We start from the raw sequence: 19396 nt of genomic DNA, 5'->3' as shown, positions 1-19396 counted from the left end.
GTATCAGGTGCGGGCCGCCTCATCGGTATTCAGTTATTGCTGCGAGGATTCGTTCACTCGACGGTGTAGCCCTGCTGCTCGGCGTACTCCTTGAGCGCGGTCTCCCAGGAGGCGATGCCCTCCTCGAGCGTGATGGACTTGTCGGTGAAGGCGCCGCCGGCATGGTCGGCGTAGACGTTGCGGGCGTTCACCTCGAACGGCAGGAACTTGTAGCCAGTGGAGACGTTGGCCGCCGCCTTGGCCAGGACCTCGTTGAACTTCTGGCCGCCGAAGTACTCGTGGGCGTTACCCTTGGAATCGGTCAGCGAGGTCATGTTCAGGAAGTCCTCGGAGGCGAGGGTCTCGTTATCAGCCGGGAAGGCGCCGCCTTCCACACGCACGCCGACGCCGTCGGCGTTGTGGCAGGCGTACTCGGCGAACTTGTACGCGGCCTCGGCCTTGGCCTCGTCATCGGTCTTGATGACGGCGAGCGAGGAGCCACCGTTCTCGGAGTTGGTCTCGGAGCCGTCGAGGGTCGGCATCTGGGCGATGCGCCACTTGCCGTCGCCGTCCGGGGCGCCGGAGAGCAGGTTGTACGGCATCCAGGCGCCGGTGAGCAGGGAGGCGATGGAGCCGTCGTTCAGGCCACGGTTCCACTCGTCGGTCCAGCCGGCGGTCTTGGTGTCGATGAGGTCCTCATCGATGAGCTTCTGCCAGAAGTCGATGAAGGACTGGACCTTGTCGTCGCCGGTCAGGTTGATCTTGACGGAGGTGCCGTCCTCGCCGGTCTCGAACGGGGTGGCGCCGGCCAGCCAGGTCATCGAGTCGAAGAAGCCGGCGTCGCCGGAGTCGGAGGTGATGTAGGAGCCGGTGGCGCGGACCTTCTTGGCGGCCTCGTAGAAGTCGTCCCAGGTGCGGACCTCGTCCGGGTTCACGCCTGCCTTGTCCATGACGTCCTTGTTGTAGAACCAGGCCATCGGGCCGGAGTCCATCGGCAGGGCGTAGACTCCGCCCTGGATGGCCACCGAGGCCCAGGTGCCCGGGGTGAAGAAGTCGGAGAAATCGTCGGCGCCGTAGCCGGACAGATCCTGCACGTAGCCGCGGATCACGTACTCGGGCAGCGCATAGTACTCGATCTGCGCCAGATCCGGAGCGCCGGAGCCGGCCTCCATCGCGTTGTTCAGCGCCTGGTACTCGTCCTTGTTGGTGCCGGCATTGGTGATGGTGACCTTGATGTTCGGGTTCTCCTTCTCGAAGCCCTCGACGGTACGGGGCAGCGTGGAGTCCCAGGACCAGACGGTCAGCTCGATCTTCTCGTCGCCGGAGGCTTCGCCGCCGTCGCCGGCAGCGTCGTTACCGCCGCCGCAAGCCGCGAGCGGCAGGACCATGGCCGCCGCGCCGAGCAGAGCAATGATGCGCTTATTGAACTTCATCGTTCTTCCTTCCTTATGAGGTAGCAATCTTGAATCCGTTGGTTGCGAATCCTTGATGTCATGGATGACATTATCACAGACTGAATGTTTACGCAAACACAAAACGCGGCACACCTTCGAAACCGCATGATTTCAAGGAAATTACAGTCCGCGTGTTTCGTCTATAATGAAACCACATCACTACATTCGGTAACGCAAACAAAGGAGTTCCCATGACCGATGGCACCACCGCGGCCGCGGCGCCCGACACCACCGCCTCCCTGGAGGGCATCCGCCCCACAGCCGACGTGCCGCGCCGCCTGTTCGGCTCGTTCGTCGAGCACCTCGGCCGCTGCGTCTACGGCGGCATCTACGACCCCGACCACCCCACCGCCGACGACCAGGGCTTCCGCGCCGACGTACTCGACCTGGTCCGGGAGCTCGGCGTGACCTGCGTGCGTTACCCCGGCGGCAACTTCGTGTCGAACTACAACTGGGAGGACGGCACCGGCCCCCGCGAGAGCCGCCCCGTCCGCCGCGACCTGGCCTGGCACTGCACCGAAACCAACGAGATGGGCATCGATGACTTCTACCGGTGGAGCCAACGCGCCGGCACCGAGATCATGCTCGCCGTGAACATGGGCACCCGAGGCCTCAAGGCCGCCTTGGAGGAGCTGGAATACGTCAACGGCGCGCCGGGCACCGAGCTGGCGGACCGCCGCGTGTCCAACGGCATCCCCGAACCGATGGGCATCCGCATGTGGTGCATCGGCAACGAGATGGACGGCCCCTGGCAGGTCGGCCACATGACGCCCGAGGAGTACGCGCTGGCCGTGGACAAGGTGGCGCACGCCATGAAGCTCGCCGAGTCGGGACTGGAGCTGGTGGCCTGCGGCTCGTCCAGCGCCCATACGCCGACCTTCGGCACCTGGGAGCGCACGGTGCTCACCCGGGCCTATGACAATCTGGACTTCGTCTCCTGCCACGCCTACTACTACGAGCGCGGCGCCAGGAACCTGCAGGACTATCTGGTCTCCTCCGAGGACATGACCGGCTTCATCGCCACCGTGGCCGACTGCGCCGACGATGCCAAGGCCGCGCATGACGGCGATCACGACATCGCGCTGAGCTTCGACGAATGGGGCGTGTGGTACTCGGACGTCTGGAACCAGCAGGAGGCCGAGTGGAAGGCCGCGGCCAGCGAGGGCCTGCATCCCGAGCCCTGGCCGAAGGCGCCGCATCTGCTGGAGGACATCTACTCGGCCGCGGACGCCGTGGTGGAAGGCTCGCTGATGATCACGCTGCTCAAGCACTGCGACCGGGTCCGTTCCGCCTCGCGCGCCCAGCTGGTCAACGTCATCGCCCCGATCATGGCCGAGGAGCAGGGGCCCGCATGGCGGCAGACCGTGTTCTACCCGTTCGCCGAGGCCGCGCACCACGCCAGGGGCATGGTGTATGTGCCGACAATCGACGCCCCGTCCGTGCATACCGAGGCCTATGGCGACGTGGATGCCGTCGAGGCCGTGGTGACGTGGGATGAACACACGCGCGAGGGCCTGCTGCTGGTGGTCAACCGCGATGCCGAGGCCGCGCACACGCTGTCGGTGGACCTGTCCGGGCTGCCGCAGGCCGATGCGGCGGATATGCGCATCACCCATGCGATGATGCTGCATGACGACGATCCGCACCGGCAGAACACGGCCGAACAGCCGGATGCGGTCGTGCCGGTGCCGCTCGACGCGAACGCCGCCGACGGACGGGTGTCGTTCGCGCTGCCGCCCATCAGCTGGGCCGCCGTGCGGTTCTCCGCCGCTCCCGACTCCCTGTGACGGGGCCGATGCAGCCGGCCGGTGGGGTGCGACGCGCCCCACCGCATTGCGGCCCATACCGGCGATGAGGAATGACCTATAGCGAATGGGGAGGTCTCCGATACGGAGGCCTCCCCATTCATGTTGGCGTCAGCGCCTGACGATAACGACGCCGTTCGGATCGAGTAGGGCCCGGCCGTTCTCGACACGGCCGAGCGAGGCCACCAGCGGCTCGCCGTCCGTCTCCACGGTCACCCGATCATGCGAACGGTTGAACAGGAACGCGAACCGGTCGGCACCGTCCTCGGATACGCGTTCGATGCGCATCACACGGCCGTCGGACTGCGGCAGCTCGAAGCCGATCGCCTCGCACATCGCCGGCATCGACGCCGCCAGGCCCTCGCGACCCAGACGGCAGCCGACGTAGACGGTGGAGCCATCACCGTAGCTGTTGGCCACGATCGCCGGCGACCCGTCCATGCCGACCCACGGTTCCGACTTGAACGATGCCAGCACGGTGGCCGTATCGGCCGTGGAGGTGATGACATCGGCGAAGTCATGCGCCACGGTGCCGTTGTCCAGATCCAGATGATCCAACGCGCCGGGGAAGTCGCCGCCCATCGGGGCGAACTCCTCGATGCGCACGCCGGCCACGTCGCGGATCGATCCGGGATAGCCGCCGAGCCAGATGTGGTCGCGCTCGTCCGAGATGCCCGTGTAGTACGTGGCGAACAGTTTGCCGCCCTTGGCCACGTAATCGCGGACGCGTTGCGAGTTGGCCTCGTCCAGCAGGTACACGCTCGGCAGCACCGCCGCCTCGTAGCTGTCCCAATCCCCTCGGATCGGCACCACGTCGGCGGTCACACCGTTATCGGCGAAGGCGCGGAACCAGGCCAGCGGCTCGGTCCAGTGCCGGACCTGCTGCGTCGGGGTGGCCGTATGCTCGGTGGCCCACTGGCTCTCATAGTCGAAGACCACGGCCACACGGGACTTGGCCAGCCGCGTGCCCGTCAGCCCGTGATCGCCCAACGTGGCCAGATCGGCACCCAGCTCGCACACGTCGCGGAAGTCCTGGCTGTCCTCGCCGGCGTGCGGCAGCATGGCGGTGTGGTACTTCTCCGCACCGGCCTTGGATTGCCGCCACTGGAAGTAGCAGATCGCGTCGGCGCCCATGGCCAGATGCGCCAGGGAGTCACGGACCAGCTGGCCGGGCTCCTTGCGGTAGTTGATCGGACGCCAGTTCACGGCGCCGGTCGAATGCTCCATCAGCCACCACGGGTTCTTGCGAGCGATACCGTCCACCAGCGAGGCGGAGTAGGCCAGTTCGTCGAAGTGCGCCTCACCGGGCGTGAAGTAATGGTCGTTCGAGACGAAGTCGACCTCGTAGCCCCAATCGTCGTAGTCCAGACCGGTGCCGGCCGCCGAGACCATGAAGTTCGTGGTCAGCGGACGGTCCGGGGTGATCTCGGCGAGCACGTCGCGCTCGGCGATGTAGAACGCCTTGAGCGCGTCCGAGCTGAACCGCTTGAAGTCCAGCAGCTTGCCCGGGTTCATGAAGTTGCCCTCGCCGATGAAGCGCGGCGGGATGATCTCCGAGAAGTCGTTCATGCGCTGTGCCCAGAAGGCCGTGCCCCACGCCTCGTTGACCGCGTCGATGGTGCCGTAGCGCTCCTCACACCAGCGCTGGAACGCCCGCATCGCGTCGTCGGAGTAGTCGAAGCGGTTGTGGCAGCCGTATTCGTTGCTCACATGCCAGGCGACCACATACGGGTTGTCCTTGTAGTGCTCGGCCATCCTGCGGCATAGGTTGAGCGCGTACTCGCGGAAGACCGGGCTGGTGGGACGCCAGTGCTCGCGCGCGCCCGGCCAGCATACGTGGCCGTACTCATCGCGCCACAGCACCTCGGGGTGCTTCTGGGTGAGCCACATCGGCGGCGATGCGGTGGCGGAGGCCAGGTCGACGGCGATGCCGGCCTTGCCAAGCTTGTCGATGATGCGGTCCAGCCAGTCGAAGTCGTATACGCCTTCCTGCGGCTCGATCTTGGCCCACGAGAAGATGGCGACGGACACGACGTTGACGCCGGCCTTGGTCATCAGGCGGATGTCCTCGTCCCAGACCTCCTCGGGCCACTGGTCGGGGTTGTAGTCGCCGCCGTACCAGATGCGGGCCTGCTGCCCCTCCAGGGGCTGCGGCCAGCGGAATGCTCGATGTGTGTTCTTCATCATGATGAATGTGTTCTCCCGGTATTCATATGGTCGTGGTCTTGTGTTGCATTGCGGAAGCATGCGCGGCATCCGGCGGCGCTTGGATGATGCGCAGCAGTCGGAATCGTTGCATGGGCCCCCTTTCTCGGCTACGGCCATACGGTACACAATGGGCGCGGACCGTTCGCCCGCGCCCATTGTGGTCGGTCATGTCGTTGGGTGTTATTCCTTGACGGCGCCGGCGGCGAGGCCGGACTGCCAGTACTTCTGCAGCAGGAGGAACGCGATGACCAGGGGGATGATCGTGATCAGCGAGCCGGTGATCACGAGGTTCTGGATCGCGGTGCCGCCCGCGGTGTTGGCCTGGTCCTTCCACTGGTTCAGACCGATCGTCAGCGGGTACCAGTCCGCGTCCTTGAGCATGATCAACGGCAGGAAGTAGTTGTTCCACGTCGCCACGATCGTGAACAGGCTCGTGGTCACGATGCCCGGCGCCAGCAGGGGCAGGCTGACCTGGAAGAACGTGCGGAACTCGCCCGCCCCGTCCACCCTGGCGGCCTCCAGGAGCTCGGTCGGGACGGCCTGCTCGCTGAAGATCCACATCAGGTACAGGCCGAACGGCGAGATCAGGCTCGGGATGATCATCGACCAGGGCGTGTTCGTCAGGCCCAGCTGGGCGAACAGGAGGAACTGCGGGACCGCCAGCGCGGTGCCCGGCACGCTGATCGAGCCGATGATGACCGCGAACACGGCCTTGCGGCCCGGGAAGCGGAACTTGGCCAGCGCGTAGCCGCCCATGATCGCCAGCAGGGTCGCGCCGCCCGCGCCCACGACCACGTACAGGATCGTGTTCAGGAACCAGCGGCCGAAGATCCCGTCCTGGTAGGTGAACACCGTCACGATGTTGTCCCACAGGTTGAACTCGCCGCCGAACCACAGGCCGAACGTGCTGGTGAAGTCCGCCTGGGACTTGGTCGCGTTGATCAGCAGATACACGAACGGGAACAGGCAGTAGATCGCGAAGATCGAGCACAGCACGGTCATCAGGGTCGAACGCCGCGGGTTGGCCACGTTCGCGAACCCGGACTTCGCGGCCCGCCTGCGCTCCGCGGCCTCGTCGCGAGCCACGCGCTTCTGCCGTTCCCTCTCCGCCTTCCTGGCGGCCTTCTCCTGGGCCTTGAGCTCCTGCATGGCCAGACGATGATTGGTTGCGCTCGTCATTTCATCTGCTCCTTCATGCTGTTGAGCTGCACCGCGTACGCGATCGCCATCGTGATCACGGCCATCACGATCGCCATGGCCGCCGCGTAGTTGCTCTGGTTACCCGAGAAGCTCAGGTTGTACGCGTACATGTTCGGCGTGTAGTACGTCGTGATCGCGTTGCCCGGCACCATGTTCTGCAGGATGTTCGGCTCGTTGAACAGCTGGAACGAGCCGATGATCGAGAAGATCACCGTGATCGCCAGCGAGCCCTTGAGCTCCGGGATCTTGATGCTCTTGACGATCTGCCACTCCGACGCGCCGTCGATGCTCGCGGCCTCGTACAGCGAATGCGGGATCGTGGACAGCGAGCTGTAGAAGATCAGCATGTTGTAGCCCACGAACTCCCACGTCACGATGTTGCCGATCGAGGCCAGCAGCACGCTCGGCGACAGCACGTCCAGGCTCGTGCCCAACAGGTCGTTCAGCGACCCGACCAGGCCGTACTTCGCGCCGTACATGAAGCCCCAGATCATCGTGGAGACCACCGCCGGCACCGCGTACGGCAGGAACGTCGAGATACGGAAGAACTTCGCCCCGTGCAGCTTCATCGAGTCGATGCACAGCGCCATCACCGCCGACAGGAACAGCATGATCGGCACCTGCACGATCGTGAACAAAGCCACTCTGCCGCACGACGCCCAGAACTGATCGTCCCCGAACAGGCGCAGGTAGTTGTCGATCCCGACGAACACCGTGCCGCCCACCATCCGCTTCTCGAAGAACGAGATGTAGATCGCGTACACGATCGGGATGATGAACACCAACACGAACACCACCGCGAACGGCCACATGAACTTCCAACCACGCCAATCAGGCTTATGCTTATTCACCCGCACCGTGCCGGACGATGCGGATGGGCTTGCCGCTGTCATATCCTCACCCTCTCCTTCGAAGGAAAATGCCGCGGACGACTTCGGATCATCCCGAAAACTTCCTCGGCCCGAAAAATGTTTGCGTTACCATAATATCACCATTGGCGGCTTTGTCCACTTCGTGTCGGTTCTCGCATCCGCACGAGTAGGCTATAATGGTGACGAAAACAATGGAGTTCTTACTCAAGTGGAGGGGAATCATGGAACGTTCATCGGTGTCCATGCAGGACGTGGCCCGAGCCGCAGGCGTATCCCCACAGACCGTCTCCCGCGTGGCGAACGGCAGCAACGCCGTGCGTCCGGAGACGCGGCAGCGCGTCGAAGCCGCGATGGAGCGACTCGGGTACCGTCCCAACTACGCCGCCCGGGCGCTCAAGCACGGGCAGTTCAGGAACATCGGCGTCGTGCTCTTCCATATGACCACATTCGGCAACGCCCGCATCCTGAACGGCATCGTGGAGGCCGCCGAGGACGATGGTTACGCAACCACGCTGGTCACCATCGGACACGGTCACGTCCGCACGCTGCAGGCCATTGCGGAGCGGATGAAGCAGTTGCCGGTGGACGGCGTCATCGTCGTGTTGGAGGAGCGCATCGCCGATTTCGACGACTTCGAGCCGCCCAAGGAACTGCCCTTCGTGCTGGTCAACGAGAGCGCCGCCAACCACTGCCCCACCATCGATGCCGACCAATACGGCTGTTCCACGGCCATCGTCGACTACCTGCTCAGCAAGGGGCACAAAACCGTCTACCATATCACCGGTCCGTCCGCATCGCAGGCCGCCCGCAGCCGCGCCCGCGGCTGGCATGAGGCGCTGGAGCAGTTCGGCGTCCCCATCCCGCCCACCTACGTAGGCGATTGGGGCGCGGACAGCGGCTACCAGGCGGGTCTGGCGCTGGCGCATGAAGCGGATTGCACCGCCATCTACGCCGCCAACGACCAGATGGCCTACGGTGCCATCCTGGGCCTCAAGGCCGCCGGCAAGCGCGTGCCGGAGGACGTCAGCGTCATCGGCGTGGACGATTCGCTCAGCGAGAACGTGCCGCGTCTGAACCTGACCACGATGCGCATGAAATTCGAGGAGATCGGACGGGAGGCGTACTCGATGGTGCGCAGGATCTGCGACGGTGAGCGCGTCCCCGTCGGCGTCAAAACCGTCATCCCCACCGAACTGATCGAACGCAGCTCGGTCCGGGAGCTGAACGGCTGATCCCCCGGGCCGGACCGGTCATCCGTCCAAGCCCAACGACACCCGGGACACGAAGCGTCGCGGCTCCCCCGTCACCGGGTCGTCGAACTCCAGGCTGCGCGCCACCAATTCCAACGGCCGACTGAAATCGTCATAGGCGCGCGTCTCGATGTTCGGGTACAGGTCGTCGCCCACGATCGGCAAGCCCAACGACGCCATATGCACGCGCAACTGGTGGGTTTTGCCGGTCCTGGGTCGCAGCGTGTACCGGCACACCAGTTCCCCGGCGGATCGGACGAGACCGCCGCGCTCGATCACGGTCTCCGCGTTGACCGCCCCCGGAATCTCGTACGCCTGCAACCGGCCCCGGTCCTTGACGATATGGGACCGCCTCACCAGCGGGAACGGCAGGGGCGGCGCCAACGGCGTGACGGTACCCGTCCAGGGGCGCTCGACCGGCGCGCACGGCGCCAGGCACTCGTACACCTTCCGGGTCCGGCGCTCCTGGAACAGCATCTGGTACGCGCGGCGCAACGCCGGATCCCGCACGAAAACCACCACGCCAGCGGTCAGCCGATCCAGCCGATGCGCCGGGATGATATCCGGCTCGCCGTACCGCTCCCGCAACCGGATCAACGCCGTCTGCCGGTACCACATGCCGCGCGGCGTGGTGGCCAGGAAATGCGGCTTATCGACCACAATGATGCCGGCGTCCTCGTAGATCATGTCAAGGTCGAACGGGATCACCGGCTCATCGGTCACCCACCGATGCGGCTTCATCTACTCGACGGTCACCGACTTGGCCAGGTTGCGAGGCTTGTCCACGTCATACCCCTTGAGATTGGCCATATCCATCGCGAACAGCTGCAGCGGCACCACATCCACCAGGGGGCTCAGCAGCGTCGGGCAGGCGGGGCGCCAGAACACGATGTCGGCGTACCGCTCCGCGTCGGGGTCGCCCTCCTCGGCCACCGCGATCGTATACGCGCCACGGGCCTTGACCTCCTCGATGCCGGAGATCACCTTGTTGTGCAGCGTGTCGCGCCCGCGTGCGGACGGCACGATCACCACCACCGGCTCGCCCTCGTCCACCAGGGCGATCGGTCCGTGCTTGAGCTCGCCGGCGGCGAAGCCCTCGGTGAACGTGTAGGCGATCTCCTTGAGCTTCAACGCGCCCTCCATGGCCACCGGATAGCCGACGTGGCGGCCCAGGAACAGGAACGAATGGGCGTTGAGCATGCGCTTGGCCGCACGCTCGATCGACTCCCGCTGGGTGTCCAGCACCCACTGGATCTTGTCCGGCATGGCCTTGAGGTTGTCGAGCACCTGATGGATCTCGTCGCGGAACATCGTGCCTTTGACCTGCGCCAGATACAGGCCCAGCAGGTAGGCGGCCGTGACCTGCGCCACGAAGGCCTTGGTGGAGGCCACCGCGATCTCCGGACCGGCGTGGGTGTACAGCACCGCGTCGGACTCGCGCGGAATCGTGGCACCCTGCGTATTGCAGATCGCCAGCACGCGGGACCCCTGCTCGCGCGCGTGGCGCAGGGCCATCAGGGTGTCCATCGTCTCACCGGACTGCGAGATGGCCACCACCAGCGTGCGCGGCGTCAGGATCGGGTCGCGGTAGCGGAACTCATGGGCGAGCTCGACCTCCACCGGGATGCGCACCCAATGCTCGATGGCGTATTTGGCCACCAGACCGGCGTATGAGGCCGTGCCACAGGCGACCACGATGATCTTGTCGACGGAACGGAACGCATCCGGTTCGATGCGCACCTCATCGAGGACGATATCCCCCTTCTCATCGAAACGACCCAGCAGGGTATCCGCCACGGCGGCGGGGTCCTCATGGATCTCCTTGTCCATGAACGACGGCCAGCCGCCCTTCTCGGCGGCCGAGGCGTCCCAGTCCACCGTGAACCGCTTCGGCTCGGTCACCTCGTTGCCCTCGAAATCGGTCACCATCACCGAATCGGCGGTGATGCAGACGGCCTCGTCCTGCCCCAGTTCCATCGCGTCCTTGGTGTAGGCCACGAACGCCGCGACATCCGAGCCGAGGAAGTTCTCCCCCTCGCCCAGACCGACGACCAGCGGGGAGTCATGGCGCGCGCCGACCACCACATCCGGCTGCCGGCAGTCCACCGCCAGGATCGTGAACGCGCCGGTCAGCTGCCGGGCCACGCGGCGCAGCGCCTCGAACAGATCGGGCTTGCCGGTCTCGGCAATCACCTGCTCAGCCATCTTGCCCAGCAGTTTGGCCGCCACCTCGCTGTCCGTGCTGGATGCGAACGAGTAGCCTTCGGTCTGCAGCTGACCCTTCAACACGTTGGCGTTCTCGATGATGCCGTTGTGGATGATGGCGATGTTGCCGTCCGCGCTCAGGTGCGGATGGGCGTTGTTGTCGCTCGGGGCGCCGTTGGTGGCCCAACGGGTGTGGCCGATGCCCACCGTGGCCTCCGGCAGGGCGTGCTTGGCCAGGTCGGCCTCCAGATTGGCCAGACGACCCGCCTTCTTCCGCACGGCCACATGGTCCATGCCCGGGGCGGCCAACGCCACGCCTGCGGAGTCATAGCCACGGTATTCCAGACGCTTCAGGCCCTGCAGACAGACTTCCAGCGGTTTGCCGCACGCTGTTGACGATCCTACATATCCAACGATTCCACACATAGCACACCAGTGTACCGTGCCATATGTAACCGTACGGAAAGAGGAGGGCGGATTTGCCCTCGGCGGCACCTACGGACAGCCCACTGGGCTGTCCGCTTAACGGCAGGCAATTGTTGACCCGCCTTACGGCGGGACTCAACGCTACCTCGCGCTCAAACGATCGCGCTCGGCGGCACCTACGGACAGCCCACTGGGCTGTCCGCTTAACGGTGCCGCATATTGGCGTAGCGCATGATGCGGAGGGCTTCGCGCTTGTCCTGCTCCTCGCGCAGCGCCTGACGCTTGTCGTATTCCTTCTTGCCTCGGGCCAGCGCAATCTCGGCCTTCACGCGGCCGTCCTTGAAATACAGGCTCAGCGGCACGATGGTGTACCCCTTGGCCTCGATGCCACGGCTCAGCTTGGCGATCTGCGCGGCGTGCAGCAGCAGCTTGCGCTTACGCTTGGGAGAATGGTTGTTCCATGTGCCGTTGAGGTATTCGGGGATGTTCGCCCCTTCCAGCCAGATCTCCCCACGGCGGTCGATGGACACGAACGATTCCGCCAGCGAGGCCCGCCCCTCCCTGAGGGACTTGACCTCGGTGCCGGAGAGCACGATGCCGGCCTCATACCGGTCCTCAATGGCATAGTCGTGCCTCGCCCTGCGATTCTGCACGATCAATGATGTCCCCTGCTGTTGCTTGGACACTGGGACGATCCTTTCATCGGTACTGTCAGTAGTGGATATACGTGTAGTTATAGGCGTTGTAGACGGTCTCCCACGCGGGGAAGGTGGCGAAGCCGGTGCCGCCCTCGGAGATGAGCACGGAACCATCCGCGTTCACGCGCTCGACGACCGCCACATGGCCGTAATAGGGATCCGCGTACCAGCCGTTGACGTACTGGCCGCGTTCGAAGACCATGACCGCACCGTAATGCGGCGTGTTGTTCACCAGGTAGCCCAGGCTGCGGGCGGTGTTGTCCCACTGCTCGCCGTTGCCCATATACGATCCGACCGGCAGGCCGAGTTCGGAGCGGCGCAGGTACGCCCACAGCGTGCACTGGCGGGCCGGATAGGCGGAACCGCCCACCGTGTTGCCGGTCGAATGCCCGTAGCAGTAGCCGGACCCCGCCGGGCAGCTGCCCGGGACCGCGTAGTTCATGCCGCTGGCCGTACCGCCGCCGGTGGAGCCGCCACCGGAGTTCCCACCGCCGGTCGAACCACCACCAGAGCCGCCGCCGGTATTGCCACCGACCTGCTGCTGACCGCCCGCATTCGGATCGGGGGCCTGCGGCGTCTGCTGGGCGGCCCACGAATCGATCTCGGATTTCATGGCCACGATGTCGGCGGCCTCGCGGGCCTCCTGCGTGGTGAGCTGGTCGGACTGCGATTCCAGCTTCTGCCGAGCCGCCTCGCCCTGTTCACGCAACGCCTGCAGGTCATCCTGCCGGTCCTGCGCCTCCGCAGCCGCCTTGGCCGCCGAAGCGGCCTGCTCATCGGCCTGCGTCTTCAACTGGGCAATCTCGTCCTCAATGGCGGCAAGCCGTTCCTTGCGGTTCATGGACACGCCCAGTTCACCGGCGGCGTCGGCCGCCGCGTTCGCCTCGGAACGGGCCACGGCCGCCTGCGACTGCATACGGCCCACGAATTCGTCCGTGGTGGTGGAATTCGTCACCACGCTCATCAGATCGGACGCCGTTGAACCGTGGAAGCTCTCGCGCGCCAACTGAGCCACCGCGTCCTTGGCATCGTCGTAATCCTCGCCGGTCTGTGCGATCTTCTCCTCCAGATTCTCGCGATCCTGACGCGCCGCCTCCAGGCGCTCCGCCGTGGCATCCGCCAGGCTCTGGGCCTGGTCGGCGGCCTGCTGCGCCTCATCGGCCGCCTCCACCGCCGCGGGAATCTGGTTCTCCGTCAAGTCGTCCAATTGCAGAATCGTGTTGGCCAGGTCCTCGTTCACACCCGCCAGCTGCGCCTTGAGGTCAGCATGATCGGCGACCGCCTGATAATACTCGTTCATACTGGGAACGGCCTCGGCCGTCGGCACCCATGTCAGGTTCGCCACTGCGGTACACACCAGCATCGCCATGCAGGCAACCATCCCCGTTGCGACCTTGGCTCGCCCCATCGCCCTCATCAGCACACCTTTCCGCTGCGACGTGTCCGTAGTGCAGCCATTGTAATCAATCGTCCTGAAAACGCCAGCGTCGATCACGCCTTCAGGTACCGGCGCAGCGAGATCGTCGAGGCCACCACGGACAGCGCCATGGCACCCACCACCAGTACCGGCGCGGTCAGCCATACGGTCCGCTGCGTGATGAACGGCATCCACTGCACGTTCTGCGCCAGCCAATCGGTAATGAACACCTTCACCAGCGCGCTCAATGCGCCGCAGGCCAGCATGGACCCCAGGAACGAGGCCACCACGCCCTCCAACACGAACGGCAGCCGGATCGTCCAATTCGAAGCGCCCACCAGACGCATGATCTCGGTCTCGTTCTTCCGGGAGGCAGCACTCAGCCGGATCGTGGTGCCCGTCAGCAGGATGGCAACCACCACCATCACCGCGGCCAGGACCACGGTGACCACCGTGGCGCGGTTCAGCACGGCGAAGATCGGGTCGAAGATCTGCCGCTGGTCCACGACCGCCTCCACACCGGTCCGGCCGCTCAGCACCTCGGAGACGACCTGGTACTTCGTCGGATCCGTCAGCTTAAGCCGTAGCGAATCCTGCATGTCGGCGGCGGTCAGCGTACGCCCTTGATAGGTGCCGTCCGGGTACTGCTGCAGGAACGTGTCATTGTAGAAGTCCTCGCGGCTGACATACGTGATCTGCGAGACGTCGTCGCCCAGCTCCTGCCGAATCAGGTCCTGCAGCTGCACGATCTCGGTGTCCGTCGGCGCCACGCCCGCCGCGCAGGAGGCCGCCTGGCTGGTGCCATCCGGGCACAGCCAGACCACCACCTCCACCTGGTTGTACCAATCGCCCTTGGCTCGGGTGATCTGCGCCTGCAGCAGCACCGAGGCGCCGATGAACAGGAACGAGATGAACGTGACCAGCATGACGGACAGGATCATCGACACATTGCGCCGCAGGCTGGTCCAGGTCTCGGACAGAATGAAACGCGCTCTCATCGGTTCTCCTCCCCCGTGGGATCCTCTTCGCTCGACCGGTCAGGTTGTGTGGGCGGCATCGGCGGCGCGGGCGGCAGCGGCGGTTCCGCCGCCGGCGCCGGAGGAACCGGGGCGGCCGTCGATTCATCGGCGTGCTCCGGCGTCTGCTGCTCCCCGGCCTGGGTTTCGGCCTGTTCCGCAGGCTGGGCATCGTCCGTTTCGGCCGCGGTCTCAGCCGCGTCGCCCGGCTCGGTCTGCCGTTCCTCGCCGGATTCCCGCCGTTCCGCTTCGGCATATTCCTCAAGGCTCAGCCCACGGCCCCATGTCAACGTGTCCTCCACCGGCGCGAAGGCCTCGCCGTACCGCCCGGTCCGCCCGGAATGCACGGACTGCGCCAATCGGGCGATCCCCTCGTCGCCTGCGCCTGCGGATACCGCTTGGGATACGGCGTCGATGACCTGGGCCGCGGTCTCGCGGCGATCGCCGGTCACCTCGATGGCGATGGTCGCGTCGGCTGAGGCGGCATCGCCGTCCGGACGGAACCGCGCATCCGCATCATTCGACTCGATCGACAGCTGAGCCTTCGACTCGACCTCGGCATCCGGGAAGTACAACGCGGAATCATAGGATCCTTGAGCCTCGTCGCGGACGATCTTGCCGTTGTGCAGCTCGACGACGCGCTTGCGCATCGAGTTGACGATCTCCTCGTTGTGCGTGGCCATCACGATGGTGGTGCCGGTGCGGTTGATGGCGTCCAGCACCTCCATGATGCCCAGCGACGTAGTCGGGTCGAGGTTGCCGGTGGGCTCGTCGGCCAGCAGGATCTGCGGATGGTTCACGTAGGCGCGGGCGATGGCCACACGCTGCTGCTCGCCGCCGGACAGCTCGTGCGGGTAGTTGCGTTCCTTGCCGGTCAGACCGACCGTCTCCAGCACCTTCGGCACCAGGGCGCGGATCGTGGAGCGGCTGGTGCCGATCACCTCCAGCGCGAAGGCCACGTTCTGCCAGACCGTCTTGTTGTTGAGCAGCTTGTAGTCCTGGAACACGAAGCCGATCGACCGCCGGTACTGCGGCACCTGACGGTTGGTCAGACGGCGCAGGTCGTTGCCGGCCACGCGGATCTCGCCGTCCGTCGCCTCCTCCTCGCGCAGGAGCAGGCTCAGCAGCGTGGTCTTGCCCGAGCCCGACGCGCCCACCAGGAACACGAAGTCGCCGCGTTCCACATGCAGCGTGACATCGTCGAGCGCGGGACGCGTGCCCCTGGGGTAGACCTTGCTGACGTGATCAAGCGAGATGAGCGCCATGTCCAATCCTTACTGTTGTACGCGATCGTCGTACGCGATTATGCTTCGGCTTCCTCCGCGGCGGCGCGACGCTGCTCATGGCGCCAGCGGATGCCGGCCTCGATGAACGCGTTGATGTCGCCGTCGAACACGGCCTGGGTCTGCGAGGTCTCATACCCGGTGCGCAGATCCTTGACCATCTGGTACGGGTGCAGCACGTAGGAACGCATCTGGTCGCCCCAGCTGGCCTTGATGTCGCCGGCGAGCTCCTTCTTCTTCTTGGCCTCCTCCTCATGGCGCAGCACCAGCAGTCGGGACTGGAGCACGGCCATGGCGGCGGCGCGGTTCTGGATCTGCGAGCGCTCGTCCTGCATGGTGACCACGATGCCGGTGGGCAGGTGGGTGATGCGCACGGCCGAGTACGTGGTGTTCACGCCCTGGCCGCCGGGGCCGGACGAGCAGTACGTATCCACGCGGATGTCGGTATCCGGGATGTCGATGTGGTCGGTGGCCTCGACGAGCGGCACCACCTCCACCGCGGCGAAGCTGGTCTGGCGGCGGCCCTGGTTGTCGAACGGGGAGATGCGCACCAGACGGTGCGTGCCGCCCTCCACGGACAGGCGACCGTAGGCGTACGGCGCGTCCACCTGGAACGTGGCGGACTTGATGCCCGCCTCCTCGGCGTACGAGGTGTCCATCATCTTGGCCTTGAACCCGTTGCGTTCGGCCCAGCGCAGGTACATGCGCAGCAGCATCTGCGCGAAGTCGGCCGCGTCCACGCCGCCCGCGCCGGAGCGGATCGTCACCACGGCGGAGCGTTCGTCGTACTCGCCGTCCAGCAGCGTCTGGATCTCCATATCGTCCAGGTCCTGCCGGATGCTGCCGATCTCGGACTGCGCCTCGGCCAGCGTATCGGCGTCGTCCTCCTCACGACCGAGTTCGACCAGCGTCTCCACATCGTCGATGCGCTGGTTGGCGGAGTCCAGACGCTTGAGCTGCGACTGCGCCGCGGACAGACGGCTGGTCACCTTCTGCGCGTTCTCCGGGTCGTCCCACAGACCCGGGGCGGACGCCTGCACCTCAAGATCCTGGATCTGCGCCTTGAGACGATCCACGTCCAATGCCTTCGCGATCGACTCGTATTTGGCTCGCGCCTCGCCGATCGCCTGGGAAAAATCAAATTCTGCCATCGTTCACCACCATACAGTTCTTATTGTGAAAATCCTTGGAAACCACTGCCCGCCGACCTTCGGGATGTCCCCGCCATGGTACTCCGACCCCTTGTCCTGGGTCGTTGTTCTCGCAGCGCAGAACGGCCCTTCCCGCATTATGGAAAGGGCCGACGTGGACGCGATGGCGCTCAGTTGTGCTGGTGCAGCTCGCTGTTCAGCTCGATGCCGGTCTTGCGGTACCGGGCCTCGATGGCGCCGGTCAACGAGTTGCGGATGAACAGGATGTTGTCCTTGCCGCTCAGCTCGGCGCCCTTGACCACGTCAAGCGGTTCGCCGGCGGCCTGCTTGGCCTTGTCCACCACGGTGATCTTGGTGCCGGCCGTCACGTACAGGCCGGCCTCCACCACGCAGTTGTCTCCCAGCGAGATGCCGATGCCGGCGTTCGCGCCCAGCAGACTGTGCTCGCCGATCGAGACGCGGTGCTTGCCGCCGCCGGACAGCGTGCCCATGATCGAGGCGCCCCCGCCGATGTCGGAGCCGTTGCCGACCACCACGCCCTGCGAGATGCGGCCCTCGACCATCGAGGTGCCGAGGGTGCCCGCGTTGAAGTTCACGAAGCCCGCATGCATGACGGTGGTGCCCTCGCTCAGATAGGCGCCCAGGCGGGCGCGGCCGCCGTCGGCCACGCGCACGCCGGAGGGGATCACGTAGTCGAGCATGCGCGGAATCTTGTCCAGCGAGATCACGGTCACGCCGGCGTGCGGCATGCCCGGCGTGGTGCGCATGCGCTCGGCTTCCACGTCCATCTTGCGCAACGCGAAGGTCTCGGTGGCGAACGGACCGTAGTTGGTCCACACCACCGTGGCGAGCTTGCCGAAGATGCCGTCCAGGTTCAGCGTGTTCGGCTTGGCCAGGCGCATGCTCATCAGGTGCAGGCGCAGGTAGGCGTCGGCCGCATCCGCGATCGGCTCGTCCAGTTGGCTGACGGTGAACACGGGCAGACGGCGCACGCCACGGGCGTCGGCCTCCATATGCGCCATCATGTCGAAGTTGTGGTTCGGACGGCTGCCCTCGGCCGGCGCCTCGCCGACCGTCAGCTTCGGATACCACACGTCCAGGGTGTTGCCGGCCTCATCCACGCTGGCCAGACCCCAGCCCCACGCCGTACGCGATTCGCTCATCGTTGCTCCTTATACGCAAGAATGTTCCGTACCTAGCATAGTCGAACCGTAGTCCGCACAGTATCGTCCGCGGGTTCTAGATAGAAGTGCAACACCTGCCTAGGGTTGGAAGTGTCTAGGTTCCAGCTGGAGGTGTTGCACTCATGGGTACAGCCACGTATGACCGTGTATACGTGTACGCGAAGCAGGACGGAACGGTCAAAAGCGTGATCAGCGCTCATCAGAATCAGTGGTATAGCGTTGACATCCATGGCCAGGAGTGGAATGTTGATGACGATGCTGGCCTGTACACAGTGCAGTAGCGGTGTATGTCATGATAAAGCGGCTGTTTGGAGTCGTCGTTGCTGCGTGTGCCGCCATAGCGCTGATGATCGGTGTCTCCAGTTGCTCCGATTCGGAAGTGTCGCCGGAGACATCCGAATCCGGCGCGCGCCTGGCACCGTCCGTGTCGGACTATGCTGAGCAATTGGCTGACAAATTCGCAGGTTCGATGGATGATCGTCAGCGAGAGGCCGTGGAACGGGTGGTCGAGACCGGTGAAGTCTCGCAATCGGATTATGAACAGGCGTTAAGCGATTATCGGCAATGCATGATCGACCGTGGCTATCGGGAGATCATCTTCCTGGACGTGGGCGGCGGCATTTGCGAGGAGGCCGCGCATCAGGCCAGTACGGATCAACAGGAGCGGCGGTACGCTCAGGATTCCATGGAATGCGGGGACGCCCATACCACAGTGATTGACGAACTGTATAGGATGCAGACCGGCAATCCCGAACTGTTGCAGGACCATAACGAGGTCATCGCCGATTGCCTACGGCGCACCGGCCAGGTGGAGTCCTCATATGACGGTGAACAATTTCGCAGAGAATACGAACGATATCAGAACGGAACGGCGGACTCGGATGAATGGCCGTTTTCGTTTCCTGAGGACACCTCCGAATCCCAAATGTGCCGCGTCAGCAACGGATGGATCAGCGTGGACCAGACCGATCCCGTGGAAGAGCTATGGTGACCTGACGTTTTGTGTTGTCGTGTGGTGCGGGCCGGCTCGGGGTCGGCGTCGACGCCCACGAAGGCTGCTTCGGCATCAGAAGCGGCTGAGCCGGACGGTCATGACACGCCCGGTAAGACCCGCATTTCTTTCCTAACCCTGGGGCGTGCTTCTGGTGTGTCCTGTGTGGGTATGCGAAGGGCCCCCGGGAGCGTGGTGCTCGACCGTCCGGTTGGGGTTGGCGTGCAAAACGAGGAACGGGGACCCCGTGTGGGGTC

The 19396-nt window shown here is 65.0% G+C and carries 15 protein-coding genes; 3 read left to right on the top strand and 12 right to left on the bottom strand.

The window, feature by feature from the left end; all coding sequences use genetic code 11:
- Window positions 1-53: 53 nt before the first annotated feature.
- Window positions 54-1412, bottom strand: a complete 1359-nt coding sequence (locus B4C31_RS04735) for an ABC transporter substrate-binding protein (protein ID WP_291531543.1) — start codon at window positions 1410-1412, stop codon at window positions 54-56.
- 212 nt (window positions 1413-1624) lie between these two features.
- Here B4C31_RS04735 and B4C31_RS04730 point away from each other — a divergent pair, with 212 nt between their 5' ends.
- A complete protein-coding gene (locus tag B4C31_RS04730; RefSeq protein WP_291531542.1) occupies window positions 1625-3220 on the top strand; it encodes an alpha-N-arabinofuranosidase in 1596 nt (531 codons plus the stop codon).
- A gap of 129 nt (window positions 3221-3349) precedes the next feature.
- Here B4C31_RS04730 and B4C31_RS04725 read toward each other — a convergent pair whose 3' ends face one another.
- From B4C31_RS04725 to B4C31_RS04715, 3 genes are all read right to left on the bottom strand, one after another.
- Window positions 3350-5422, bottom strand: coding sequence for a beta-galactosidase (locus B4C31_RS04725; protein WP_291531553.1), 2073 nt, complete (start codon window positions 5420-5422; stop codon window positions 3350-3352).
- 204 nt (window positions 5423-5626) lie between these two features.
- On the bottom strand, window positions 5627-6625 hold the full coding sequence (locus tag B4C31_RS04720; RefSeq protein WP_288439216.1) for a carbohydrate ABC transporter permease: 999 nt from the start codon (window positions 6623-6625) through the stop codon (window positions 5627-5629).
- The gene (locus tag B4C31_RS04715; protein WP_193530831.1) at window positions 6622-7539 is read right to left on the bottom strand and encodes a carbohydrate ABC transporter permease; all 918 of its coding nucleotides are present in this window, start codon (window positions 7537-7539) and stop codon (window positions 6622-6624) included. The genes B4C31_RS04720 and B4C31_RS04715 overlap by 4 nt, the downstream gene beginning before the upstream one ends.
- Window positions 7540-7760: 221 nt before the next feature.
- Between B4C31_RS04715 and B4C31_RS04710 the strand changes: the two genes are divergently transcribed.
- Entirely contained in the window at window positions 7761-8750 is a 990-nt protein-coding gene (locus tag B4C31_RS04710) for a LacI family DNA-binding transcriptional regulator (protein ID WP_291531552.1), read from the top strand.
- An 18-nt stretch (window positions 8751-8768) separates the two neighbouring features.
- Here B4C31_RS04710 and B4C31_RS04705 read toward each other — a convergent pair whose 3' ends face one another.
- The 8 genes from B4C31_RS04705 to dapD form a co-directional block, all read right to left on the bottom strand.
- Entirely contained in the window at window positions 8769-9509 is a 741-nt protein-coding gene (locus tag B4C31_RS04705) for a pseudouridine synthase (RefSeq protein WP_291531541.1), read from the bottom strand.
- Window positions 9510-11399: a glutamine--fructose-6-phosphate transaminase (isomerizing) gene (gene glmS / locus B4C31_RS04700; protein WP_291531540.1), complete on the bottom strand. Its 1890-nt coding sequence runs from the start codon at window positions 11397-11399 to the stop codon at window positions 9510-9512.
- A 203-nt stretch (window positions 11400-11602) separates the two neighbouring features.
- Complete coding sequence (gene smpB / locus B4C31_RS04695) at window positions 11603-12085, bottom strand: SsrA-binding protein SmpB (protein ID WP_291531539.1); 483 nt, start codon at window positions 12083-12085, stop codon at window positions 11603-11605.
- Between the two features lie 25 nt (window positions 12086-12110).
- A complete protein-coding gene (locus B4C31_RS04690) occupies window positions 12111-13466 on the bottom strand; it encodes a CHAP domain-containing protein (protein ID WP_291531538.1) in 1356 nt (451 codons plus the stop codon).
- A gap of 122 nt (window positions 13467-13588) precedes the next feature.
- A complete protein-coding gene (gene ftsX, locus B4C31_RS04685; RefSeq protein ID WP_291531537.1) occupies window positions 13589-14512 on the bottom strand; it encodes a permease-like cell division protein FtsX in 924 nt (307 codons plus the stop codon).
- The gene (ftsE, locus tag B4C31_RS04680; protein ID WP_291531536.1) at window positions 14509-15795 is read right to left on the bottom strand and encodes a cell division ATP-binding protein FtsE; all 1287 of its coding nucleotides are present in this window, start codon (window positions 15793-15795) and stop codon (window positions 14509-14511) included. The genes ftsX and ftsE overlap by 4 nt, the downstream gene beginning before the upstream one ends.
- A 38-nt stretch (window positions 15796-15833) precedes the next feature.
- Window positions 15834-16964, bottom strand: a complete 1131-nt coding sequence (gene prfB, locus B4C31_RS04675; protein ID WP_033507869.1) for a peptide chain release factor 2 — start codon at window positions 16962-16964, stop codon at window positions 15834-15836.
- A gap of 170 nt (window positions 16965-17134) precedes the next feature.
- On the bottom strand, window positions 17135-18127 hold the full coding sequence (gene dapD, locus B4C31_RS04670; RefSeq protein WP_033510391.1) for a 2,3,4,5-tetrahydropyridine-2,6-dicarboxylate N-succinyltransferase: 993 nt from the start codon (window positions 18125-18127) through the stop codon (window positions 17135-17137).
- A gap of 313 nt (window positions 18128-18440) precedes the next feature.
- On the opposite strand from dapD, the gene B4C31_RS04665 reads away from it, so the two are divergent.
- A complete protein-coding gene (locus B4C31_RS04665) occupies window positions 18441-19139 on the top strand; it encodes a hypothetical protein (RefSeq protein ID WP_291531535.1) in 699 nt (232 codons plus the stop codon).
- The last annotated feature ends 257 nt before the right edge of the window (window positions 19140-19396 follow it).

This window comes from Bifidobacterium sp. UBA4282, from assembly GCF_002394995.1.
In the GTDB taxonomy this organism is placed as follows: Bacteria; Actinomycetota; Actinomycetes; order Actinomycetales; family Bifidobacteriaceae; genus Bifidobacterium; species Bifidobacterium pullorum_B.
Note: the sequence above shows the minus strand (reverse complement) of the source record. Positions and strands in the feature narration are given on the sequence as shown.